This is a genomic window from Zhongshania aliphaticivorans (assembly GCF_902705875.1).
Classification (GTDB): domain Bacteria; phylum Pseudomonadota; class Gammaproteobacteria; order Pseudomonadales; family Spongiibacteraceae; genus Spongiibacter; species Spongiibacter aliphaticivorans_A.
In genome coordinates this window covers 2,867,563-2,887,430 of the sequence record NZ_CACSIK010000001.1, presented here as the reverse complement: position 1 = coordinate 2,887,430, position 19,868 = coordinate 2,867,563, and the positions used below count along the sequence as shown (strand labels likewise).

Below are 19,868 nucleotides of genomic sequence, written 5' to 3'. Positions count from 1 at the left end.
TGGATAATATGCCTCGACGCCAGCAGTTAAAAAATACCTTTTATGAACGCCGAGTTTATGGGCATAGGGTCACGATATCAATATTGATGTTATTGGTGATGACCATGATTTTGATTGGTCGTTATTCTCAATTACAAATTTCTGATTACGAAATTTATAAAACCCAGTCTGATCGCAACCGTATTCAATTATTGCCGATTGCCCCAAAGCGTGGGCTTATCTTCGATCGCAACGGATTATTACTCGCTGAAAACATTCCCAGTTATACGCTCACGGTGGTAAAGGAACGGGTCAAGTCTCTGGATGAGACCCTAGCAATTATTAATGAAATTATTCCTCTTAATGATGACGATATAGCGCAGTTTCGCAAACGTTTGGGCCGCCGCCGGCCTTACGAAGCGGTGCCGTTAAAATTTAGGGTGAGTGATGAAGATATTGCAAAGCTGGCGGTAAATCGTTATCGGGTGCCGGGGGTGGAGATTGATGCGCAGCTAGTACGTCATTACCCGCAAGGGGAGCTATTTGCACATTTGCTGGGTTATGTTGGTCGAATAAGCGAACGTGAGCTCGACGTTATCGACCCGGTTAATTACAGTGGAACACATTACATAGGTAAAATCGGGCTCGAAAAATATTACGAGGAGTTGTTGCACGGCACTGTTGGATACCAAAACGTTGAGAGTAATGCGCACGGTCGCATATTGCGTGTTTTGGAGCGGCATGATCCCCTGCCAGGCGGGGATATAACGTTAAACGTAGACGCCCATGTGCAGCAAGTCGCCTATGACGCGCTGAAAGGTCATCGTGGTGCTATTGTTGCTATGGACCCGCATACAGGTGGTGTACTTGCGATGGTGAGTGCGCCTGGATACGACACTAATTTGTTTGTAAATGGTATTAGTTCTGCCGACTACGGTGCACTGCAAAACGATCCTGATCTTCCATTGTATAACCGTGCTCTACAGGGGCAATATCCTCCAGCATCTACCATAAAACCTATATGGGGTTTGGCAGGCTTACATTACGGCGTGGTCACGCCGGCGACTCGTATTGCTGATCCTGGCTGGTTTAGTCTGCCAGATGATAGTCGCCGATATCGAGACTGGAAGCGCGGTGGTCACGGTAGCCTGATAAACCTTGAACAGGCTGTGGTGCAATCCTGTGATGTGTATTTTTATGAATTAGCTTACAAGCTGGGTATTGATCGCTTGCATAGCTTTGGGATACGTTTTGGGCTTGGTGAGGTGACGGGAATAGATAATACCAATGAGCGCTCAGGCTTGATGCCATCTCGGGCATGGAAAGAAGCTAGCCGTGGTGGGCATTGGTATCCAGGCGAAACGATTAATGTCGGTATTGGTCAGGGGTTTATGTTGGCGACCCCACTACAATTAGCGGTGGCAACTTCAGTTATCGCCGCTAGGGGCGAACTCTACGCACCGCGCATATTGGCCGCGGCGGGAGAAGAGTCAATTGACTCACCTTTGCGTGGCCGCATGGATGATGTTTCAGAGGCTAACTGGGACGCCATTACGCACTCTATGGAGCAGGTTGTAAATGGTGCTCAGGGTACAGGTCGAGGTTTGAAAGCGGGTTTAAGCTATCGAATGGCGGCTAAAAGTGGCACTGCGCAGGTTGTTGGCATTGCTGCGGGTGAAAAGTATGACTCTGAAGCTTTGAATGCTCGTAACCGTGACCATGCGTTATTTGTTGCGTTTGCGCCGGCAGATGACCCGAAAATTGCGGTTGCCGTTGTTATTGAAAACGGTGAGCACGGTGGTAGTGTTGCTGGTCCGGCAGCGCGAAAGGTGATCGATGCCTATTTATTAGGCGATGAAAAGCCTGATGTTGTCGCTGGATCAGATAATCACGATTCTTTTATTGACGCTCATACTGGAGCGCACGTTCATGAATAACACCGATTTCTTGCGACAACTGCCCGGCGATAGCCGGAGTATGAGTAATCAAAAGAGCATTAGTCAGCGTTTGCGGATTGATATCCCACTTTTGATTTTGTTGCTTATTCTTTGCGGCGTGGGTTTAACGGTGTTGCACAGCGCAAGTGACGGTAGTGCCGGCACGGTGTTGCGGCAGGGGCGTTTTTTATCTGTTGCGTTTGTCGTTATGATTCTGGTCGCACAAATTCATCCTGGTCAGTTGCAGCGCTGGGCGCCATTTGCCTACATTGGGGTGTTAGTGCTGTTATTAGCGGTGGAGTTTTTTGGCGTTGGGGCCAAGGGCGCTCAGCGTTGGCTCAGTATAGGAGGGTTCCGTTTCCAGCCTGCTGAACTAGCAAAATTAGTGCTACCTATGGCGGTGGCTTGGTATTTATCAACCCATCCGCTGCCACCTGGGATCAGGCATACCCTGGGAAGTCTGTTGCTTATCTTGTTTCCGACGGTGTTGATTGTGATGCAGCCAGATTTGGGCACATCGATACTTATTGCGACCTCCGGGATATTTGTCTTATTTTTAGCAGGTATTAGTTGGGCGTTTATTTTTACCTGCCTTGGCTTACTAGCGTTGGCAGCGTACCCCATGTGGGAGTTTGTGCTTCATGATTATCAGCGTCAGCGTATACTTACACTCTTGAACCCCGAGTTGGATAAACTTGGTGCCGGTTGGAACATTATTCAGTCTAAAACAGCGATAGGGTCTGGTGGTTTTGAAGGTAAAGGTTGGATGCTGGGTACTCAATCGCATTTGGACTTTCTGCCTGAGAGTCACACTGACTTTATCATCGCTGTTTTGGCTGAAGAATTCGGTCTTCGAGGCGTATTACTGCTATTGTTGCTCTATGGTTTGATCATTAGTAGAGGCCTTTGGATTGCTTCACAAGCAAAGCATTGCTTCGGTCGCCTACTAGGCGGGAGTATTATTCTTACTTTCTTTGTCTACATATTTGTAAATATGGGTATGGTCTCAGGTTTGCTGCCGGTAGTGGGGGTTCCTCTGCCACTCGTTAGTCAGGGCGGTACGTCACTGGTGACCTTACTGGTGGGGTTTGGAGTTTTGATGAGTATTTGCGCAGACGAGCGATTAGTACATCAATAATGATAGGACATGACGTGAAAACACAAAACAAGCAAAGACATTTCGTTAAAAGAATAGCTGGAAGCCTGATGGCGACACTGTTGATTGTCAGTAGTGCGCAAGCGGATTACAGCAGTCATGCGGGATCTGCTGAATTTGTCAAAACCATGGTGGAAAAACACAATTTTGACAAAGAATGGGTGCAGGCAATTTTAAAGCAGGCAGAAGCTAAGCAGTCAATTTTGGACGCTATGTCTAGGCCTGCCGAATCGGTAATGACATGGGAGCGATATAGGAAAATCTTTATTCAAGATTCTCGCGTTACCCAAGGTGTGCAGTTTTGGGAAGAGCACCGCGACGAGCTGGCGCGTGCTGAAAAAGAATATGGCGTACCGGCGTCGATGATTGTCGGAATTATTGGGGTTGAGACTCGATATGGCCGTAATACCGGTAGTTACCGGGTCGTAGATGCCCTGGCAACCTTGGGATTTGATTTTCCTCGGCGTAGCAAGTTCTTTTTGGGTCAGCTAGAAGAATATATGTTAATGGTGCGGGAGCAGGGAATTGAACCGTTTAGTTTAAAGGGCTCTTATGCCGGCGCAATGGGATTTGGCCAATTTATTCCTAGTAGCTATCGCGCTTATGCGGTTGATTTTGACGGCGATGGCAAAGTGGATATTGTGAATAGCTCGGTAGATGCGATTGGTAGTGTCGCGAATTACTTTAAGCGTCATGGTTGGCGATACGGTGAGCCAGTGGTAAGTAGTGCTGTTATAAAAGAGGGTGTTGATCAAGCCTTGTTTAATACTGGCCTCAAGCCTGTAAAAACCGTTGCTCAATTTCGTGATGCGGGTATCACCACTAAAGCAACATTAGATGCGGCGCAGAAGGCGACAGCAATGCGTTTGGATGGCGCTGACGGTGATGAATACTGGGTTGGCCTGAAGAATTTTTATGTTATTACCCGTTATAATCACAGTGCTATGTATGCAATGGCGGCGTATCAGTTAAGCCAGCTGATTGATGCTAAAATGCATGAGGTTAGTAAGCCTTGAACCATCGCTTTTTGGCGATAGTTGCGGTTTTGGTGATGGCTGGTTGCGCGTCGGCACCGCCAGTTGAAAAGAAAGGGGATGGTATTGGTAGTGCTCCTAGAGAAACCTCAGGGGGCACTGGTGGATCACGTTATCAGTTTGATAAAGATGGTGCTCCTTTACAAAAGCTAGACCCTAATACCATTGCTGATGCAGAACCCCGCTACGAGGTGCTTCGTGTTTCCGGCAATATCAGCCCATATGTTGTCAATGGTAAGGAATATCGCTTAGTTGAACAGCATCGTGGCTTTAAGCAGCGTGGTATTGCTTCATGGTACGGCACTAAGTTTCATGGCCATGCTACGTCAAATGGCGAAATCTATAGTCTTTATGAAATGACGGCTGCCCACCGGACTCTACCTATTCCGGTTTATGTCAAAGTGACCAACTTGGATAATGGTAAAACAGCCGTTGTTCGAGTGAATGATCGGGGCCCTTTTCATTCTGACCGCATTATTGATTTGTCGTATGCCGCTGCAGTAAAGCTTGATTATGTTAACCAAGGAACGGCGCGGGTAGAAATTGAAGTCATTGATACGGATAATACCCAATTAGCACCTAATGCTGCCGCCGCGAGATATTATTTACAGGTGGCTGCGTTTTCTCAGCTGAACTCAGCTAATGTACTGCAGCAGAAGCTTAGCGCAGATTTAGCTTATCCCGTGATGATTGCAACTAGCGAGGGGCGCGGAACGACATTGCACCGGGTTAGAATTGGGCCGTTTATTGACTATTCGTCTGCCCAGGCGGCCAAAAAAGTATTAAAACAACAGTGGACCGGCGAGCCTCATTTAGTGGTTGATGCCGGTGACTCCTAATATTAACGAGAGCATTTAAGGGTCTTATGTTTAAGCGTGTTTTTGCAGCCTTTGTGGCAACAATAGTCGTATCTTCAAGTAGCTTGGCTCAGCTAAATTTAGTTCCTGCAGCGCCTAGTGTGGCGGCGTCGGCTTACTTCTTAATGGATGCAAATAGTGGTGAGGTGCTGATTGAGCATAATGCTGATGAACGCTTACCGCCAGCTAGTTTGACCAAGTTGATGACGAGTTATGTATTGTCTTATGAGCTTGAGCGAGGTCAAGTAAGCAATGATGACCTTGTTACCATTAGTAAAAATGCTTGGGCGCAAAACCCTATTTTTAATGGCTCATCATTGATGTGGATTGAGGTGGGCAAGCAAGTCACTCTAGGAGAGCTGCATAAGGGTGTGGTGATTTCATCAGGCAATGATGCAAGTGTCGCTGTGGCGGAGCATATTGCAGGTAGTGAAGATGCTTTTGCCGGCATGATGAACCAGCATGCTGCAATGCTAGGAATGAATAACAGCCATTTTGTTAACTCTCATGGTTTACCGGATCCCGAGCACTATACCTCACCTCGTGATCTAGCGATTCTTGCTAGAGCGATAATTGCTTATAAAAATGAGTATGCTTTGTATAGTGAGCATGACTTTGTGTTCAACAATATTCGCCAAAGTAACCGCAACGGCCTGTTGTGGAGTGACCCAAGTGTTGACGGATTAAAAACTGGCCACACCACCGCCGCTGGATATTGTCTTGTCACTTCTGCTAAGCGTGATGGAATGCGTTTAATTTCGGTTGTAATGGGGACATCCAGCACTCAAGCTCGGGAGCGGGAGACGCAAAAATTATTATCTTACGGGTTTCGCTACTTTGAAACGCACCAGCTATATGCGGGTGGAGCAGAGCTAACTCGCTCAAAAGTTTGGAAAGGTGAGGGCGAAGAAGTAAGTTTAGGGGTTAAAAAGGATGTGTTTATTACCATCCCTCGTGGCAAGAGTGATGCCCTTGAAGCCCAGTTAAATGTTGATGAGGTGCTTATTGCCCCTATTGTTGCCGATCAGGTTCACGGTGAACTTGTGGTGAATTTGGATGGCGAAGAGCGTTTGCGAACGCCTTTAGTATCGTTGCAGGCCGTAGAGGAAGGCGGTATTTTGAAGCGCCTATGGGACAGCATTATTTTGTTCTTTTTAAACCTGATTTCTTAACTTTTTATTAAGAGCGGGTTTTCCCGTGTGAGCGGTAATATGAATAAATTTACTTTTACTGAGTCCACTGACGCTGAAAGTGGGGAACCAAGGCTTGAATTTCCCTGTGCCTATCCTATAAAGGTAATTGGTGTCGGAAATCAAAATCTGCGCCAATGTGTGATTGATATTATGCGTGTGCACGCAGGTGATATTGATGAGACCCAGATAACTGAGCGGGAAAGCAGTGAAGGGCGTTTTGTTTCGGTGACGGTGGTGATTACAGCTACAGGAAAGCCCCAGTTAGACACTATATTTACTGAATTAAAGGCGACTGGTCTCGTTAAAATGGTATTGTAATGAGTAGGCCTGATACGCTTTGGTTGCGGCAACTGGGTCGACAACCTTACGAGCCGGTATGGCATGCCATGCAAGCTTACACAGATGTTCGAGATTCAAATAGCCCTGATGAACTGTGGTTTTTAGAGCACGATGCCGTGTTTACCCAAGGGCAAGCAGGTAAAGCTGAACATATATTGATGCCTGGAGATATTCCAATTGTTCAGGTAGACCGGGGAGGACAGGTAACCTACCACGGCCCAGGCCAGCTTGTGGGCTATATCTTAGTTGATCTTCGTCGTTTGGGGATGGGAATTCGAGAGCTAGTTACCGCGATCGAAAGTAGCATTGTTAACGTGTTGGCTGATCTTGGTATTCCGGCTCACCCCCGAGCAGACGCACCAGGGGTTTATGTAGATAGCGGTGCTAAAATAGCACAACTTGGTTTACGGGTTCGTCGAGGTAGTACCTTTCACGGCCTGAGCTTAAATATTGATATGGATCTCAGTGTTTTTCAGCGTATTAATCCCTGTGGTCATCAGGGTATGGTTGTGACGGATATTCGCCGTCAAAGTGAGTTGGAGCCCCTTTCACAGCAGGAGCTCACTGGTATGCTCAGCACGCAGTTGGCTGACGTATTGGGTTATAAACAGTGTCGGGAAGTCAGAGGAAATAGCTTGCCTGATCTATCGGAGGTTTGATGAAGTCTGAGAGTGATACAGCTGTTGGCATAGTGCCCAAAGCTGCAAAGAAAAAAGTTGTTCAGGGAGAGAAGTTGCGCGGGGCGGAGAAAGTCGCGCGCATTCCGATAAAGGTTATCCCAACTGTTGAGTTACCGACAAAACCGTCGTGGATACGAGTGAAAATGTCCACGGGGCCTGAAGTCAGCCGAATAAAATCGGTTCTGCGTAAGCACAAATTGGCATCGGTATGCGAAGAGGCGGCCTGCCCAAATTTAGGAGAATGTTTTAGCGGTGGTACGGCGACCTTCATGATTATGGGTGAGATATGTACTCGTCGCTGTCCTTTTTGTGATGTTGCCCACGGCCGACCGAATGCGCTTGATGAAGATGAGCCTCGAGAGTTGGCGGAAGCGATCGCTGAAATGAACTTGAAGTATGTGGTGGTAACGTCGGTAGATCGGGACGATTTGCGCGATGGCGGTGCTCAACATTTTGCTGATTGTATTCGAGAGACTCGCGCTCGTAGTCCAGAGATAAGAATTGAAGTCTTAGTACCTGATTTCCGTGGGCGTATGGATATTGCACTAGACATTCTAGAGCAAGAAGCGCCGGATGTGTTTAATCATAATTTAGAGTCAGTGCCCAGTTTGTACAAAAAAATTCGTCCCGGTTCAGACTACCAGTGGTCGTTGGATTTACTTAAAAAGTATAAAGAACGTCGGCCGGATGTGTTAACTAAGTCTGGCTTAATGCTGGGACTTGGGGAGACTGCGGAAGAGCTTATCCAGGTAATGAAGGATATGCGCGCCCACGGTGTTGATATGATTACCATGGGACAGTATTTGCAGCCAAGCCGTGATCATTTAGCGGTGGAGCGTTTTGTTACGCCTGAAGAGTTTGACGAATTTGGACGTATTGCTAAAGAGCTTGGCTTCAAAAGTGTGGCCAGTGGCCCATTGGTTCGTTCCTCATACCATGCTGACAAGCAGGTAGACTTGAGTTTGTTAAAAACGATGTAATACACTCATTATGCGGACGTTGGCGGCGCCCAGTTTAATCATTAAGGGCGCCGAAAGTTTGCATAAACCACCGGCTGCAGCCTTCGTTGCATTTAATCCTTGTTAGATCTAATTTAAATGCATGACTCGTGCGTTTAGGAGGCGTCATGCCTGAATGTAACCACATACCTGTCATTTTAATAAGCGGTGCGTCGCAAGGAATAGGTGCCGCGATAGCGCAGTGCTTTGCAGCCGCAAGTTTTCCCGTTCGCTTGGTATTGGTGGCTAGAAATAAGGCCGCACTTGAACGTGTTGCAGCGCAATGTGGCGGTGCCAATGAGGTACGTTGCTATACAGTAGATGTCAGTGATGAAGGGCAGGTAAGTGGTTTTTCTGCGGCGTTATCTCGAGATATCGGCGAGGTTGATGTTTTAATTAACAATGCTGGTAGTTGGCATGGAGCGACGGTTGACGAAATGGCAACCGCCGATTTTGACCGTATTTATGCGGTTAATGTTAGAAGTACCTTTCTTTTGAGTCGACTAGTGTTGCCGGCAATGTTGAAGCGTCAACATGGTGATATTTTTAATATGTCGTCCACCGCAGGTATTGAGGGATACGCTGGCGTATCTGCATATTGTGCGGCCAAACATGCGGTTGCGGGGTTTACCAAAGCACTGCGAGAGGAGGTGCGTGGGCAGGGTATCCGGGTTTCTTGTGTTTCTCCAGGGCCCACCTATTCGCCATCATGGCATGGGTCCGGCATTGCGGAAGAACGATTTATGCCTGCAGAAGATGTTGCAAAAGCATTCCTTGATATCTACCAGTTGGATCGTAACGTTGTGGTAGAAGATATCGTTTTGCGTCCACAGGCGGGGCACATCCGCAGTTGAAGTTTATTCTTTTAGTGCGCGGTGCTTCATCGCTGAGGCGGTCTCATTACCTAAGTATTGCTCGATAATAAAATGTACGGCGTAGAGTAGTGGGGTCATTAATATTGCCATCATAAATTTATAGATATAATTCACCAGCCCGATAGCGAGAACAAGTTGTAAACTCCAATCGGCACCTATGTAAAAGGCAATAAATAAAACCACAAAACTATCAATAAATTGACTCACAAGGGTAGAGCCTGTTGCTCTCAGCCAGATCATGCTTTCGCCCGTTATTTTTTTTACGCGCTGGAATACTTTGATATCAATGATCTGGCCGACGAGAAAGGCAATAAGTGAACCGATAATAATCCAGAGACCTTGACCAAAGACCAAGCCAAAGGCGGCATTATAATCGCCCACTTCACTACGTAGTTGGGTTTGTTCCGCTATGGAAAGATTTGCATTGATATGCGATTGTGGCCAGAAGTCGGCTGGAACAAGGTGTATGCCAATAAACACCATGGCGAAAGCGTAGATAATCAGCCCAGCTGTTAAATATGAAAGTAAGCGAACGCCTCGTTTGCCGTAATACTCATTAATCAAATCGGTTAATACAAACACAAAAGGCCAGAGTAAAACGCCAGTAGTTAAATTAAATGACAGTTTGTCTATTCCAAATATATTTAATTCAAGCGGAGGTATACCTAGGCTGTTTTCTAGGGAGAAAATCTTTACCCCAATAAGCTCGGCTAATATGGCATTGGCGACAAAAAAACCACCCAACACCACGAACAGTCTTGTTGCTTTATTGCCGAGCACGCTTGATTGCACTGAACCCTCCTGAACTGATTGTTTTTGAAGACTGCCTAGCTAAAGCGCATTGATAAATCGATAGCTTGTGCATGTTTTGTTAACGCGCCGATGGAAATAAAATCTACGCCTGTTTCAGCGATGCCGACTAATGTTGCCATGCTGACATTGCCTGAGGCTTCGAGTTTGGCGCGACCATTAGTGATGGCAACGCCTTCGCGTAACTCTTCAATGGTGAAATTGTCTAGCATAATAATGTCGGCATTACCTGTTAGAGCAATACTGAGTTCAGTTAAGTTTTCGACTTCAACTTCAACCGGCTTCAGTGGTGCTATGTCTCTGGCGGCGGTAATGGCGGCTTCAATACCACCGCAGGCTGCTATATGGTTTTCTTTAATAAGGAACGCATCATACAAGCCAATTCGGTGATTATGGCAGCCCCCACAGCTCACAGCGTATTTTTGCGCTGTGCGCAGGCCTGGTATGGTTTTACGGGTGTCCAGTAAGCGAACGTTAGTGTGTGCTACTAAGTCTGCATAGTGTTTACAGGAGCTGGCTGTTCCAGATAAGAGCTGCAAAAAATTGAGAGCAGTGCGTTCACCGGTAAGGAGTGAACGAGCTTGCCCCGATAATTCGAATAGCAGACTGTCTGCGGCGACATAATCGCCATCCTCGACATGCCATATAACTGTGACAGAGTTGTCAATTTGTTGAAAAACTTCATTCACCCAATTTACCCCGCAAATGACGGCGGATTCACGAGTAATAATACGTGCGGTGGCGGTATGGTTAGAGGGAATAAGTTGGGCAGTGATGTCGCCACTGCCAATGTCTTCGGCTAGTGCGAAACGCACGGTTTCCGTGATGTCACGCTGAAGAGCATCTGAAAATTGCATGATGATTTTCCGAGCTGATGAATGGTTATAAATACTGTGCGGGTATTCTACCAGCACAAACCGGATTGTGCGTATTATTGCGGTGATTTGACACCTGCCATAAGTAGTTTTAGCTATGGGTAGAAAAAGACTTTTTAAAGTATAACTATAGGATGCTTGGCCTTTGCGCCAAGTTGCGATAACTTGTGTGCGCACCAAATGAAAGCAAGGTGCTAGATTGCTGATATATCTTTAAAAAGCTAGGTATTTATGACGGACCCATCTTCAAAAGTAGTGGAGCTTAACGCGCGACGAGAGTCGCCTGTTGCCGCTGCACCATTGTCTGCTGCAGCACTTGCACTGCGGGATAACGCTGCTAATTTTTTGCAGGGGCAACTGGTGGTATTTCTTGATGAAGTTGATGATGCATTGTTTGAGCTGGCGGATGAGGCTAGTAATGCGCGTGAGCAGCATGTGTATTTTGATGCAATGCGAGAAGTTCGAGTGAACCGCGAGATTATTGAAAAGCGCTTTTCGGAAGCGTTTATCAATACTTTTGTTGCAATAGCCGCCGGTAATCCTAGTCCTTCCCCGGTAGAGCGTGGCCAGGCAAAGTTAAAATTGTTGGAATCTGAAGCCCTGGAGGAGCTGGTTGCACTTGAGGGAATGGCCAATAAGGCTGAGCGTCGTTTTCTGCGTGAAGTATGGGTTCTGTGCACTGCGTGGCAGCATGTGGTTAGCGGCCCTGTCGTTGCGGCGAAAGAGCTGCCAATGGGGCCAGCTAGAATCGCGTCAGCCTTTGGGCTTGCATGCCAATCATTAGATATTGATATTAAAGCAAAGCTAGTTGTTTTTAAATTATTTGATACCAAGGTGTTGACGAAGTTCGGCGACCTTTACAGTGTGTTAATACCGGTGTTAGAAGCGCAGGGTTTACCACTGGAGCAATTAGAGAATACGAGTCATAGCTCACCTTCGGCCGCGGTTACAGAGAATAGCGCAACAGGCTCGGCACTAACGGCTAATCAAGGTACTGCTCAAGATGCTGCTCAGGGTCCTTCGCCGTCGGCGGCATTGGTTACCCAGTTATTTGATGCACTTGAGGGTCTACTGCAAAATAACAGCAGTGATACTGTCACTCCTAAAACGGCGTTGTCTAAACCATCGTTTATGGTTGCGTTACAAGAAATGCAACTTGAGCAATTTGCTCAATTTAACGTGCCAGTGCCGCAGGGTGGCGAACGAAAAACTGATTTCAATGCAATGGCGAAAATGCTGGTAACGCGCTTGAATGATGTAAATTGGGTTGCAAATACGGATGTGTCGGCACTGTCATACCAGCGAGATCAAGATACGATTAATTTTGTTGGTACGTTATTTCAATTTATTCTAGATGGCGATGGCTTAGCGGAGTCCTTAAAAGGGTTGATTGCTCGTTTGCAGATTCCCGTTTTAAAAATGGCAATGCTAGATAAAGGCTTTTTTAGCTATGACGAACATCCTGCGCGTAAATTATTGAGTGCGTTGGTGAGTGCAGGTATAGGTTGGTCGCCTGTGGCGGGGGTGGAACGAGACCCACTTTATAAAAAAATTGAAGATGTTGTCATGCGTATTTTGCGTGACTTCGGTGTTGATACTCAGGTTTTTATCGACGCTTATGAAGATTTCTCAGCATTTAGTGAAAAGGCCAAACGTCGTGCTGAGCTAGTGGCGCGGCGGACGGTAGATGCTGAAGATGGCAAAGCCGCAGCGGAAAGTGCACGTATGTATATTGCGGCCATATTAGAGCGTAAGTTGGGTGGTGTTGATTGTCCTCCCGTCATCACTAAAATATTGCAGCTTGGCTGGAGCAAAGTACTGTTTCTAACCTACATTCAGCATGGCAAAGAGAGCGATCGCTTCACTGAAGATGTGGGTTTAATAGAGCGTTTGCTATGGAGTGTGCAGCCTTCTGATGATCCTGGGCATAGAAATGAACTCATTGCTGCATTACCGGTGGTGGTAGAAACCCTACGCTTGGGATTTACTCGCGTTTCTCTGAATTCGTTTGAGACAGATCGTTGGTTTGAGCAGTTAGAGCGTTTACATCTGGCTAAACTTAGTCGTAGAGATGTTGTGGTGACTGCGCCTGAGGACTCCACGAAGGTCGATAAGAGCGCAAAAGATGAGCCTGAACAGCGGCAAAGTATTGACGGGACGAGTGACGTTGAAGGCTCAGAGCTTGAAGAGACGCGTAATGACACGGGTGCTCAAGCTACCGTTATTGACAGCATAGAGAATAACGTTACTTCAGGTTTGGGTAAGGATGATTTAGCCGGTTTAGATGCGGTTTTGTCTAAGAGCCTTGGTGACGATGTTAATTTATCCGCTTCGTCTGTTCATTCGGTGCCTTTAACAGCGCTAACTTCTGATGACTCATCCACCGACGGCGTCGAAGGTTCTGAATTGGATGCTAAACGTATCCAGGCTTTGCGGGTAGGGAGCTGGGTAGATTTTCGGCAGGAAGATGGACAAATGTTGCGCTGCCGGCTGGCGGCGGTAATCAATGGCATTGGAAAATATATTTTCGTCAATCGCTCAGGTATTAAAGTGGCAGAGCTAAATCGTGACGAGTTAGCGTCGGCACTTGCGGACCACTCTGTGGTTCTCATTGATGATGATCGTTTGTTTGATCGTGCTTTAGAATCGGTGATTAGTAATTTACGCGATATGAAAGATAAGCCTCTTTAGTTTTTTTTGGTTAGCAATGGTGGTTTAGCCACTGGTTATTTGGCTAGCATGATCCACCCGCATCAATCCACGCTTTTAATGCTTCAGCAAAATCCGCTTGGCTCAACGGTGGTGTGGTGCGGTTCCCTCCTGGTGTCCAGCCCCACAAGACCAGTGCATCCTCCGTCATGTGTAGAAAAAGATCGTCTAAACTGCGGTTGCCATTTTTCTCAGTATCCTTAAGTGCGATACAAAGCTCGCTCGCATTTAGTCCTTCCCAGCCCATACTAAGAGGGGCGAGCCCCCAGTGCGGTGCGCCGGGTACTGCGCCATCCATTACATTCTGGTCTTGGTGGCAGGCGGAACACTGCAAGGTGGGAGCGCCGTGATTATCTTCTCCTCTGACTACCAATTGTGCATGCCGGATACGGCCGTCACCCTGGCGTGGAAAATTGGTGACGGTATGGCAATTAAGGCAGCGGGGATGGGTTAATACTTCATACAGGGGTTGGAATAAGGGCGATTGAGCGACTGCCTTATGAGTGGTTAAAACCGTAGAGCTGAACAGAATGAGAGCAAGGGTCAGACGAGCAATAGGTGTGATTGTGAAGGTCATAGTCAGCTCTCTAATTAGGCAATTTTAAAATTACTGCGAGTGAGAGGTAGCTCGCGAATGCGCTCGCCAATAGCATTAAATATTGCATTGGCTAGTGCGGGCCCCACACAGGGCACACCAAGCTCGCCAACACCGCCGACGGGGTTTTGACTGTCGATGATGATGGTTTCTATCACGGGAGTTTGGTACATGCGCAATACTGGGTAATCATCAAAATTACTTTGTTGCACAACGCCGTCTTCAAGCAATATCTCACCAAAGAAAATACTAGAGAGTGCAAAAACAACGGCGGATTCGACTTGCGCCTTGACTAAGTCAGGATTGATGGCTGTACCACAGTCGACAGCGCTCACCACTTTATGAACGGTAATTTCTCTATCGGCGGAAACGGATATATCAACTACCTGCGCCACAAAGCTATTCCAGTGCCCCATAACGGCAATGCCTTGGCTTGTGCCAGAAGGGCTGAACCCCCAGCTAGCTGCGTTGGCAGCGGCTTCTAGCACGGCTCGATGACGAGGTTTTTCAGACAATAGGTCATAGCGGAAATTATAAGGGTTCTTGCCGACTTTTAAGGCAAGTTCGTCAACAAAGGTTTCTTGTGCGAAAACATCTGAAAACTTGTTTACCGAGCGCATCCATAGCGCTGGCATAGAAAGATTGACGGTGAGGTGGGCGTCCATCAAGACATTATCAATGTCGTACGGCATGCCTGTTTCAAAGTCAGTGAGTTCCTTAAGTGGTGGTAAGGTGAAGTCAGCAAGGTTATCGAGTAAATTTTCTGAATAGAGCAAGGCTGTAACATCTTGGGTGACGGCGCGGTGTGTCCACGCGCTAATGTTGTTGTCGCTGTCTATGGAGGCTGAGACACGAACTGAGGCTGCTGGCCGATAGAAACCACCTTTCATGTCATCTTCTCTTGTCCACATGACTTTGACCGGCTGACGCAACTCTTTGGCAACGGCGCAAGCATCGCGAACATAATCGGCTAAGGGATTTCCTCGGCGGCCAAAACCACCTCCGGAGGGCATGGTGTGAAAGGTGATTTGATTTGGTAGTAAGCCGAGGGTCAGCCCAGCGAATACCTTGTCTAATGTAGCTGATTGGGTACCGGTCCATATTTCCGCGCTACTACCATCATAATCTACCACCACATTGAGCGGTTCCATTGCTGCGTGGGCCATAAAGGGGAAGTAGTAATCTGCGCTTATGGTTTCGCTGGCTAAGGTTTGTGCTAGTAGCACTAAGCCGTCACTTCTAATGGGAACCCCAGGTAGATTTAGTCTTAGGTCATAGGTACTGCGTTGGATGTCGGAATCGGTGCGCCCTGCTAGTAGTTCATTCCATTCAACATTCAGCGCTTTGCGCCCTTTGTCGGCGGCCCAAAAGTCGTCGGCGATAACAGCCACGCCGCCAAGAATGGTATGTACACTGTGCACACCGGGTATGGCGAGCGCGGCATTATCGTCAACATTTAATGCTTGTCCATTAAATCGCGGTGGGCGAGCGATTACCGCGGTCAGCATATTAGGAATATCAACATCAATGCCGTACTGAAAGCTACCGTCGGTTTTATTGGCTGCGTCGAGACGTTGGGTGGAGGTGCCAATGAGTGTATAGCTTGCAGGGTCTTTGAGTGAGGGATTAACGGGCACGGATTCTTCTGCCGCAGCGCTAGAAAGTTCGCCATAACTGGCAGTGCGACCGTTGGTATCGTCTATTACATAGCCTGACTCTGTGCGTAGGGAGCTCGCTGCCACGGCCCAGCGTTTTGCCGCTGCATTGACCAGCATTTGTCGAACGGCGGCGCCCACAGTACGCTGTGCGTCGAAATAGCCGCGAATACTTGAACTGGCAACGGTGAATTGCAGTAAGTTTTGAAAGTAGGGGTTGTTGAAATTGGCAGCAACAGGAGAAAGCTCGGCGCTTACTTGACTCCAATCGGCATCAAGCTCTTCAGCAACAATCATCGGGATTGCGGTCAGTGAACCTTGTCCAATTTCTGCTGCGCCAACTAAGATAGTGATTTTATTGTCAGTACTGATCCGCATGAATTCGCCAACACCATAGGTTTCTGCCGGTGTTGTGGGCGAGCCATTATTGTCTGTTGGGTTGTCGGGTGTACCGCCGTTGGATGAACCGGAGCCGCCCCCGCAAGCAACTAATAAACCACCGCCGGCAAGGACGCTAACGCGAATAAAATCTCGACGCGATATGCTTGTGAAGTTCGTCATTATGGCTAGCCCTATAGCTGTTCAGCAGCGATCTTATGAATCGCTTTACGTATGCGTGGATAGGTGCCGCAACGACATATATTGCCTGACATCGCTTCATCAATATCTTGATCATTGGGTGAGTTATTATCTTTAAGTAGAGCCGTTGCTGCCATAATTTGTCCTGATTGGCAGTATCCACATTGAGGAACATTAAGTTCTTGCCACGCGTTTTGTACTAAATTTCCGATATGTTCATTACTAATATCTTCAATAGTGCGCACTTGTTGTTCGCCCACGGCATTGATGGGCATAACACAGGAGCGGGTCGGCTGGCCGTCGATATACACTGTGCAAGCGCCACAGAGAGCTTGGCCGCAGCCGTATTTGGTACCGGTAAGTTTTAAATTCTCGCGTAATACCCATAGCAATGGCTTGTCTTCGCTGGCATCAACAGTGTGTGCAATACCATTTACATTTATAGTAAACATTCTTAATCCTGCCCATATTGGGGAGCGGTTTTATCTGCAATTTGAACATGATCCAAGGGAGACTATTTTTGTCATTATTCTTGAGTCGGGTTCAAGGGGTGCATTGCCCACCATTGAAGATGTACGTGCATAAATTACCCATATTAGCTTAATTTATGAATAATAGCGGCTAATGTGAATTGTTATGACAGTGTCGCAAAATATCAGTTGATGTTATACGTGTAAACACTGCAGGCGGATTGTGTGAGATAAAGATATAACATGTCCTTTTGTTATTATCATTTGCCCGTATGTTTTGTGCTAGTAAGGCATGCGCAGAGGGGGTTCTTGTATCAGGGCAAGCTGTTCGCGCAGTTGTAAGATATGTTCACCCCAATAGCGTTCGGTATTGAACCAGGGGAATGCTTTGGGGAAGGCGGGGTCTTGCCAGCGGTTGGCGAGCCATGCAGCGTGATGCATGATTCTTAAACTACGTAGGGCTTCAATTAAGCCTAGTTCGCTGGGATTAAAATCATAAAACTCTTGGTAGCCTTCTATTAGCTCCATCATGGCGCGTTGCTGGGTGTCTTGCTCTCCTGACAAAAACATCCATAAATCTTGAACGGCAGGTGCCATACGGCTGTCGTCGAAGTCGACTAGCCACGTCTCGTCATTTCGAGAAAGTATATTACCTACATGACCATCACCATGGGTGCGGATGTAGGTTGGGCTTATTTCATCAAAACGACGTCTAACGTGGAGCAGCAGGTCTTCACTAATGGTTGCATAGGACTCGCGTAAACTGTCAGGTATAACGTCAATGAGTATGTCTCGGCGACTGTTATCGCCAAAGCTCATGACGTCGAGTTTAGGGCGATATTGGTAAGCGCTACTAGCGCCAACGAGGTGTAAACGACCAAAAAGTCGGCCGAGCTGAAAAAGGTTGTCCATGTCGTCTAGAGCGGGTGCATGTCCGCCACGACGGGGGTAAATGGCAAACCGATAACCTTCAAAGTGGAATAAAGTATTCCCTTGTGGGTCCCTCCAGGCAGGGATAACGGCAATGTCGGTATCTGCTAGCTGCTGGGTAAAGCGGTGCTCTTCGAGTATTTGATCATCGCTCCAACGCTCGGGGCGGTAGAACTTAACCACGATGGGGTCTTTATCTTCGAGGCCAAACTGATAAACACGGTTCTCGTAGCTATTTAGTGCAAATACACGCAGATCACTGAGATAGCCGAGGCTTTCTACGGCGTCGATCACGCGGTCAGGATTGAGGTTGGCAAAATCGGTTTGTTCCGATGTATTCATGGTGCTACCCCGTATTCGTTGATCAAAGCGATCGTTTTTATTTGCGCAAAGACGCGTTGCCCAGCTTTAAGGTCTAGGCGATCACAGGATTTACGGGTGATGTGCGCTAATAAATACTGCGTTTCTAGTTTCAGGCGGATAGTGACTTGGGTGTGTGATGGTGTATCTGGGGAGCATTCGATGGTGTCGATGATACACGGTAAAATGTTCATTATACTGCTGTTTTTTGGCGCATCTAAATTGATACTGACATCACGCGCCGCGATAAATAATCGCAATGATTGCCCCTGCATTGCGTTAATTTGTTTAATTGAGAGTAGATGATGAGTATCAACTGCGGCCGTGCTGAGCTCATATTCTGGGTCGTGATCGTGTAGCTGAGCTAAAAGGACGGCACCAGCGCCTTGCTGGCGACTCAGAGGAAGATCTAAGCGGGTGCTCAGGCCAATTAGATCTCCCTCTCCTATGATCGTACCTTTATCAAGTAATATCAGGTGATTGGCGAGTCGACTGACTTCATGAAAGCTGTGGCTTACATAGATTACTGGAATGTCTAAATACGTCGGCAAGTCCTGCAGGATCAAGATCATCTCGTCTCTGGCGCTATCATGCAGACCTGTTAGTGGTTCATCCATTAACAGTAATTGGGGGTGACGAAGTAATGCGCGAGCAATAGCCACACGCTTGCGCTCGCCTCCAGATAGTTTGTCTGTGCTGCGAGTTAGCAATGGGGTAATTTGTAGCCAGTGGCACACTTGCTCTAGGGATGGGCCAGTACCGCTAAACTGTCGCTTACGAGCATAATTAAGATTGCCAATCACGGTGAGGTGAGGGAATAACTGACTGTCTTGAAATACCAGACCGATACCGCGTTGCTCTGGCTTGAGTGATTGTCGTTCAGTTTGCCAATCTTGTCCCGCGAATTGCACCATTCCTTTTGGGGGCGTCTCTAAGCCAGCAATACAGCGCAGCAGTGTTGTTTTTCCGCTGCCACTGGGCCCACAAATTGCGGTTATACCGCTAGTGGGTAGTGCGGTATTAATATCGAGTTGGAATAAGGCTGATCGCTGTACCTGTAGTGAGAGCAGTAAACTCATGCTGGGGTCTCATTCCGTTGGACTAGTGATGTCAGCCCGCGTGAATGGTTAAAAAGATAAACAAGACTCAGTACCGCAAGTGAAAATACAATCAGACCGCCCGCCAGCCAGTGCGCGCTAGCATATTGCAATGATTCCACGCGCTCATATAAGGCGATAGACAGTACCTGTGTTTGACCAGGGATATTGCCGCCAATCATTAAAACAACACCAAATTCACCAATAGTATGAGCAAACCCAAGCGTTGTCGCGACCAAAAAATTACTGCGGCACAGAGGTAAAATCACACTAAAAAAACGGTCAATAGGTCCAGCGCCCAGACTTGCTGCGGTGTCTAACAGGGGCTTTGGTAATTGTTGAAATCCGCTTTGTAGCGGTTGAACAACAAAGGGCAGGGAGTAAAGCACTGAGGCAATAACCAGTGCGCTAAAACTAAATGCGAGTGTGCTGTTGCTAATACCTAACCAGGCATCGGCGAGTACCGAGCCAGGAGCAAAAGCGATGAGTAAATAAAACCCTAAGACGGTGGGAGGGAGTACCAGTGGCAGGGCAATAATGGCTTCAAGTAAGGGTTTGATTTTGATTTGCGTGTGGGCGAGCCACCAAGCTAAGGGTGTGCCGATTGCTAATAAAATAACAGTGGTGACACCCGCTAGTTTTAGGGTTAGTAAAATTGCTAGCCAGTCATTGTGGCTCACGTTAATTCTCGCAAAGTACATTGGGGGATTGGATTGTTCAACATAGGGAATCCTCCAAGA

The 19,868-nt window shown here is 47.4% G+C and carries 18 protein-coding genes; 10 read left to right on the top strand and 8 right to left on the bottom strand.

What is annotated here, in order from left to right:
• The first annotated feature begins 8 nt into the window (after window positions 1-8).
• The 9 genes from mrdA to AELLOGFF_RS12945 all read left to right on the top strand — a co-directional run bounded on the left by mrdA (window position 9) and on the right by AELLOGFF_RS12945 (window position 9,027).
• On the top strand, window positions 9-1,916 hold the full coding sequence (mrdA, locus tag AELLOGFF_RS12985; protein ID WP_159269135.1) for a penicillin-binding protein 2: 1,908 nt from the start codon (window positions 9-11) through the stop codon (window positions 1,914-1,916).
• Window positions 1,909-3,054, top strand: coding sequence for a rod shape-determining protein RodA (gene rodA, locus AELLOGFF_RS12980; protein ID WP_159269134.1), 1,146 nt, complete (start codon window positions 1,909-1,911; stop codon window positions 3,052-3,054). Before mrdA ends, rodA begins: the two co-directional genes overlap by 8 nt.
• A gap of 68 nt (window positions 3,055-3,122) precedes the next feature.
• Window positions 3,123-4,088, top strand: coding sequence for a lytic murein transglycosylase B (gene mltB / locus AELLOGFF_RS12975; RefSeq protein WP_200842669.1), 966 nt, complete (start codon window positions 3,123-3,125; stop codon window positions 4,086-4,088).
• The gene (locus tag AELLOGFF_RS12970; protein WP_159269132.1) at window positions 4,085-4,945 is read left to right on the top strand and encodes a septal ring lytic transglycosylase RlpA family protein; all 861 of its coding nucleotides are present in this window, start codon (window positions 4,085-4,087) and stop codon (window positions 4,943-4,945) included. The genes mltB and AELLOGFF_RS12970 overlap by 4 nt, the downstream gene beginning before the upstream one ends.
• A 26-nt stretch (window positions 4,946-4,971) precedes the next feature.
• Complete coding sequence (locus tag AELLOGFF_RS12965; protein ID WP_159269131.1) at window positions 4,972-6,135, top strand: D-alanyl-D-alanine carboxypeptidase family protein; 1,164 nt, start codon at window positions 4,972-4,974, stop codon at window positions 6,133-6,135.
• A gap of 39 nt (window positions 6,136-6,174) precedes the next feature.
• Window positions 6,175-6,474 (top strand): YbeD family protein, encoded by a 300-nt coding sequence (locus AELLOGFF_RS12960; protein WP_159269130.1) that lies wholly within the window; start codon window positions 6,175-6,177, stop codon window positions 6,472-6,474.
• A complete protein-coding gene (gene lipB / locus AELLOGFF_RS12955; protein WP_159269129.1) occupies window positions 6,474-7,154 on the top strand; it encodes a lipoyl(octanoyl) transferase LipB in 681 nt (226 codons plus the stop codon). The genes AELLOGFF_RS12960 and lipB overlap by 1 nt, the downstream gene beginning before the upstream one ends.
• Window positions 7,154-8,155 carry a lipoyl synthase gene (gene lipA, locus AELLOGFF_RS12950; RefSeq protein ID WP_159269128.1) on the top strand — a complete coding sequence of 334 codons (1,002 nt, stop codon included), beginning with the start codon at window positions 7,154-7,156 and terminating at the stop codon, window positions 8,153-8,155. Before lipB ends, lipA begins: the two co-directional genes overlap by 1 nt.
• Before the next feature lie 146 nt (window positions 8,156-8,301).
• Window positions 8,302-9,027, top strand: a complete 726-nt coding sequence (locus AELLOGFF_RS12945; RefSeq protein WP_159269127.1) for an SDR family oxidoreductase — start codon at window positions 8,302-8,304, stop codon at window positions 9,025-9,027.
• A 3-nt stretch (window positions 9,028-9,030) separates the two neighbouring features.
• Here AELLOGFF_RS12945 and AELLOGFF_RS12940 read toward each other — a convergent pair whose 3' ends face one another.
• A complete protein-coding gene (locus AELLOGFF_RS12940) occupies window positions 9,031-9,840 on the bottom strand; it encodes a queuosine precursor transporter (protein WP_159269126.1) in 810 nt (269 codons plus the stop codon).
• 35 nt (window positions 9,841-9,875) lie between these two features.
• Window positions 9,876-10,715, bottom strand: a complete 840-nt coding sequence (nadC, locus tag AELLOGFF_RS12935) for a carboxylating nicotinate-nucleotide diphosphorylase (protein WP_200842668.1) — start codon at window positions 10,713-10,715, stop codon at window positions 9,876-9,878.
• A 249-nt stretch (window positions 10,716-10,964) separates the two neighbouring features.
• On the opposite strand from nadC, the gene AELLOGFF_RS12930 reads away from it, so the two are divergent.
• A complete protein-coding gene (locus AELLOGFF_RS12930) occupies window positions 10,965-13,424 on the top strand; it encodes a DUF1631 domain-containing protein (RefSeq protein WP_159269125.1) in 2,460 nt (819 codons plus the stop codon).
• A 43-nt stretch (window positions 13,425-13,467) separates the two neighbouring features.
• On the opposite strand, the gene AELLOGFF_RS12925 is transcribed toward AELLOGFF_RS12930, so the two are convergent.
• From AELLOGFF_RS12925 to modB, 6 genes are all read right to left on the bottom strand, one after another.
• Window positions 13,468-14,019 carry a hypothetical protein gene (locus AELLOGFF_RS12925; RefSeq protein ID WP_159269124.1) on the bottom strand — a complete coding sequence of 184 codons (552 nt, stop codon included), beginning with the start codon at window positions 14,017-14,019 and terminating at the stop codon, window positions 13,468-13,470.
• Between the two features lie 14 nt (window positions 14,020-14,033).
• Complete coding sequence (locus AELLOGFF_RS12920) at window positions 14,034-16,253, bottom strand: xanthine dehydrogenase family protein molybdopterin-binding subunit (RefSeq protein ID WP_159269123.1); 2,220 nt, start codon at window positions 16,251-16,253, stop codon at window positions 14,034-14,036.
• Window positions 16,254-16,264: 11 nt separating this feature from the next.
• Window positions 16,265-16,723 (bottom strand): (2Fe-2S)-binding protein, encoded by a 459-nt coding sequence (locus AELLOGFF_RS12915; protein WP_159269122.1) that lies wholly within the window; start codon window positions 16,721-16,723, stop codon window positions 16,265-16,267.
• Window positions 16,724-17,023: 300 nt separating this feature from the next.
• On the bottom strand, window positions 17,024-18,013 hold the full coding sequence (locus AELLOGFF_RS12910) for a serine/threonine protein kinase (RefSeq protein ID WP_159269121.1): 990 nt from the start codon (window positions 18,011-18,013) through the stop codon (window positions 17,024-17,026).
• A complete protein-coding gene (modC, locus tag AELLOGFF_RS12905; protein WP_159269120.1) occupies window positions 18,010-19,110 on the bottom strand; it encodes a molybdenum ABC transporter ATP-binding protein in 1,101 nt (366 codons plus the stop codon). Before modC ends, AELLOGFF_RS12910 begins: the two co-directional genes overlap by 4 nt.
• A complete protein-coding gene (gene modB / locus AELLOGFF_RS12900) occupies window positions 19,107-19,814 on the bottom strand; it encodes a molybdate ABC transporter permease subunit (RefSeq protein ID WP_159269412.1) in 708 nt (235 codons plus the stop codon). The genes modC and modB overlap by 4 nt, the downstream gene beginning before the upstream one ends.
• Between the last annotated feature and the right edge of the window lie 54 nt (window positions 19,815-19,868).

Bases quoted from the DNA above. Each gene is read 5' to 3' on its own strand.
- mrdA (WP_159269135.1), top strand. From the start codon at position 9: ATGCCTCGACGCCAGCAGTTAAAAAATACCTTTTATGAACGCCGAGTT.
- rodA (WP_159269134.1), top strand. From the start codon at position 1,909: ATGAATAACACCGATTTCTTGCGACAACTGCCCGGCGATAGCCGGAGT.
- mltB (WP_200842669.1), top strand. From the start codon at position 3,123: ATGGCGACACTGTTGATTGTCAGTAGTGCGCAAGCGGATTACAGCAGT.
- AELLOGFF_RS12965 (WP_159269131.1), top strand. From the start codon at position 4,972: ATGTTTAAGCGTGTTTTTGCAGCCTTTGTGGCAACAATAGTCGTATCT.
- AELLOGFF_RS12960 (WP_159269130.1), top strand. From the start codon at position 6,175: ATGAATAAATTTACTTTTACTGAGTCCACTGACGCTGAAAGTGGGGAA.
- lipB (WP_159269129.1), top strand. From the start codon at position 6,474: ATGAGTAGGCCTGATACGCTTTGGTTGCGGCAACTGGGTCGACAACCT.
- lipA (WP_159269128.1), top strand. From the start codon at position 7,154: ATGAAGTCTGAGAGTGATACAGCTGTTGGCATAGTGCCCAAAGCTGCA.
- AELLOGFF_RS12945 (WP_159269127.1), top strand. From the start codon at position 8,302: ATGCCTGAATGTAACCACATACCTGTCATTTTAATAAGCGGTGCGTCG.
- nadC (WP_200842668.1), bottom strand. From the start codon at position 10,715: ATGCAATTTTCAGATGCTCTTCAGCGTGACATCACGGAAACCGTGCGT.
- AELLOGFF_RS12930 (WP_159269125.1), top strand. From the start codon at position 10,965: ATGACGGACCCATCTTCAAAAGTAGTGGAGCTTAACGCGCGACGAGAG.
- AELLOGFF_RS12925 (WP_159269124.1), bottom strand. From the start codon at position 14,019: ATGACCTTCACAATCACACCTATTGCTCGTCTGACCCTTGCTCTCATT.
- AELLOGFF_RS12920 (WP_159269123.1), bottom strand. From the start codon at position 16,253: ATGACGAACTTCACAAGCATATCGCGTCGAGATTTTATTCGCGTTAGC.
- AELLOGFF_RS12915 (WP_159269122.1), bottom strand. From the start codon at position 16,723: ATGTTTACTATAAATGTAAATGGTATTGCACACACTGTTGATGCCAGC.
- AELLOGFF_RS12910 (WP_159269121.1), bottom strand. From the start codon at position 18,013: ATGAATACATCGGAACAAACCGATTTTGCCAACCTCAATCCTGACCGC.
- modC (WP_159269120.1), bottom strand. From the start codon at position 19,110: ATGAGTTTACTGCTCTCACTACAGGTACAGCGATCAGCCTTATTCCAA.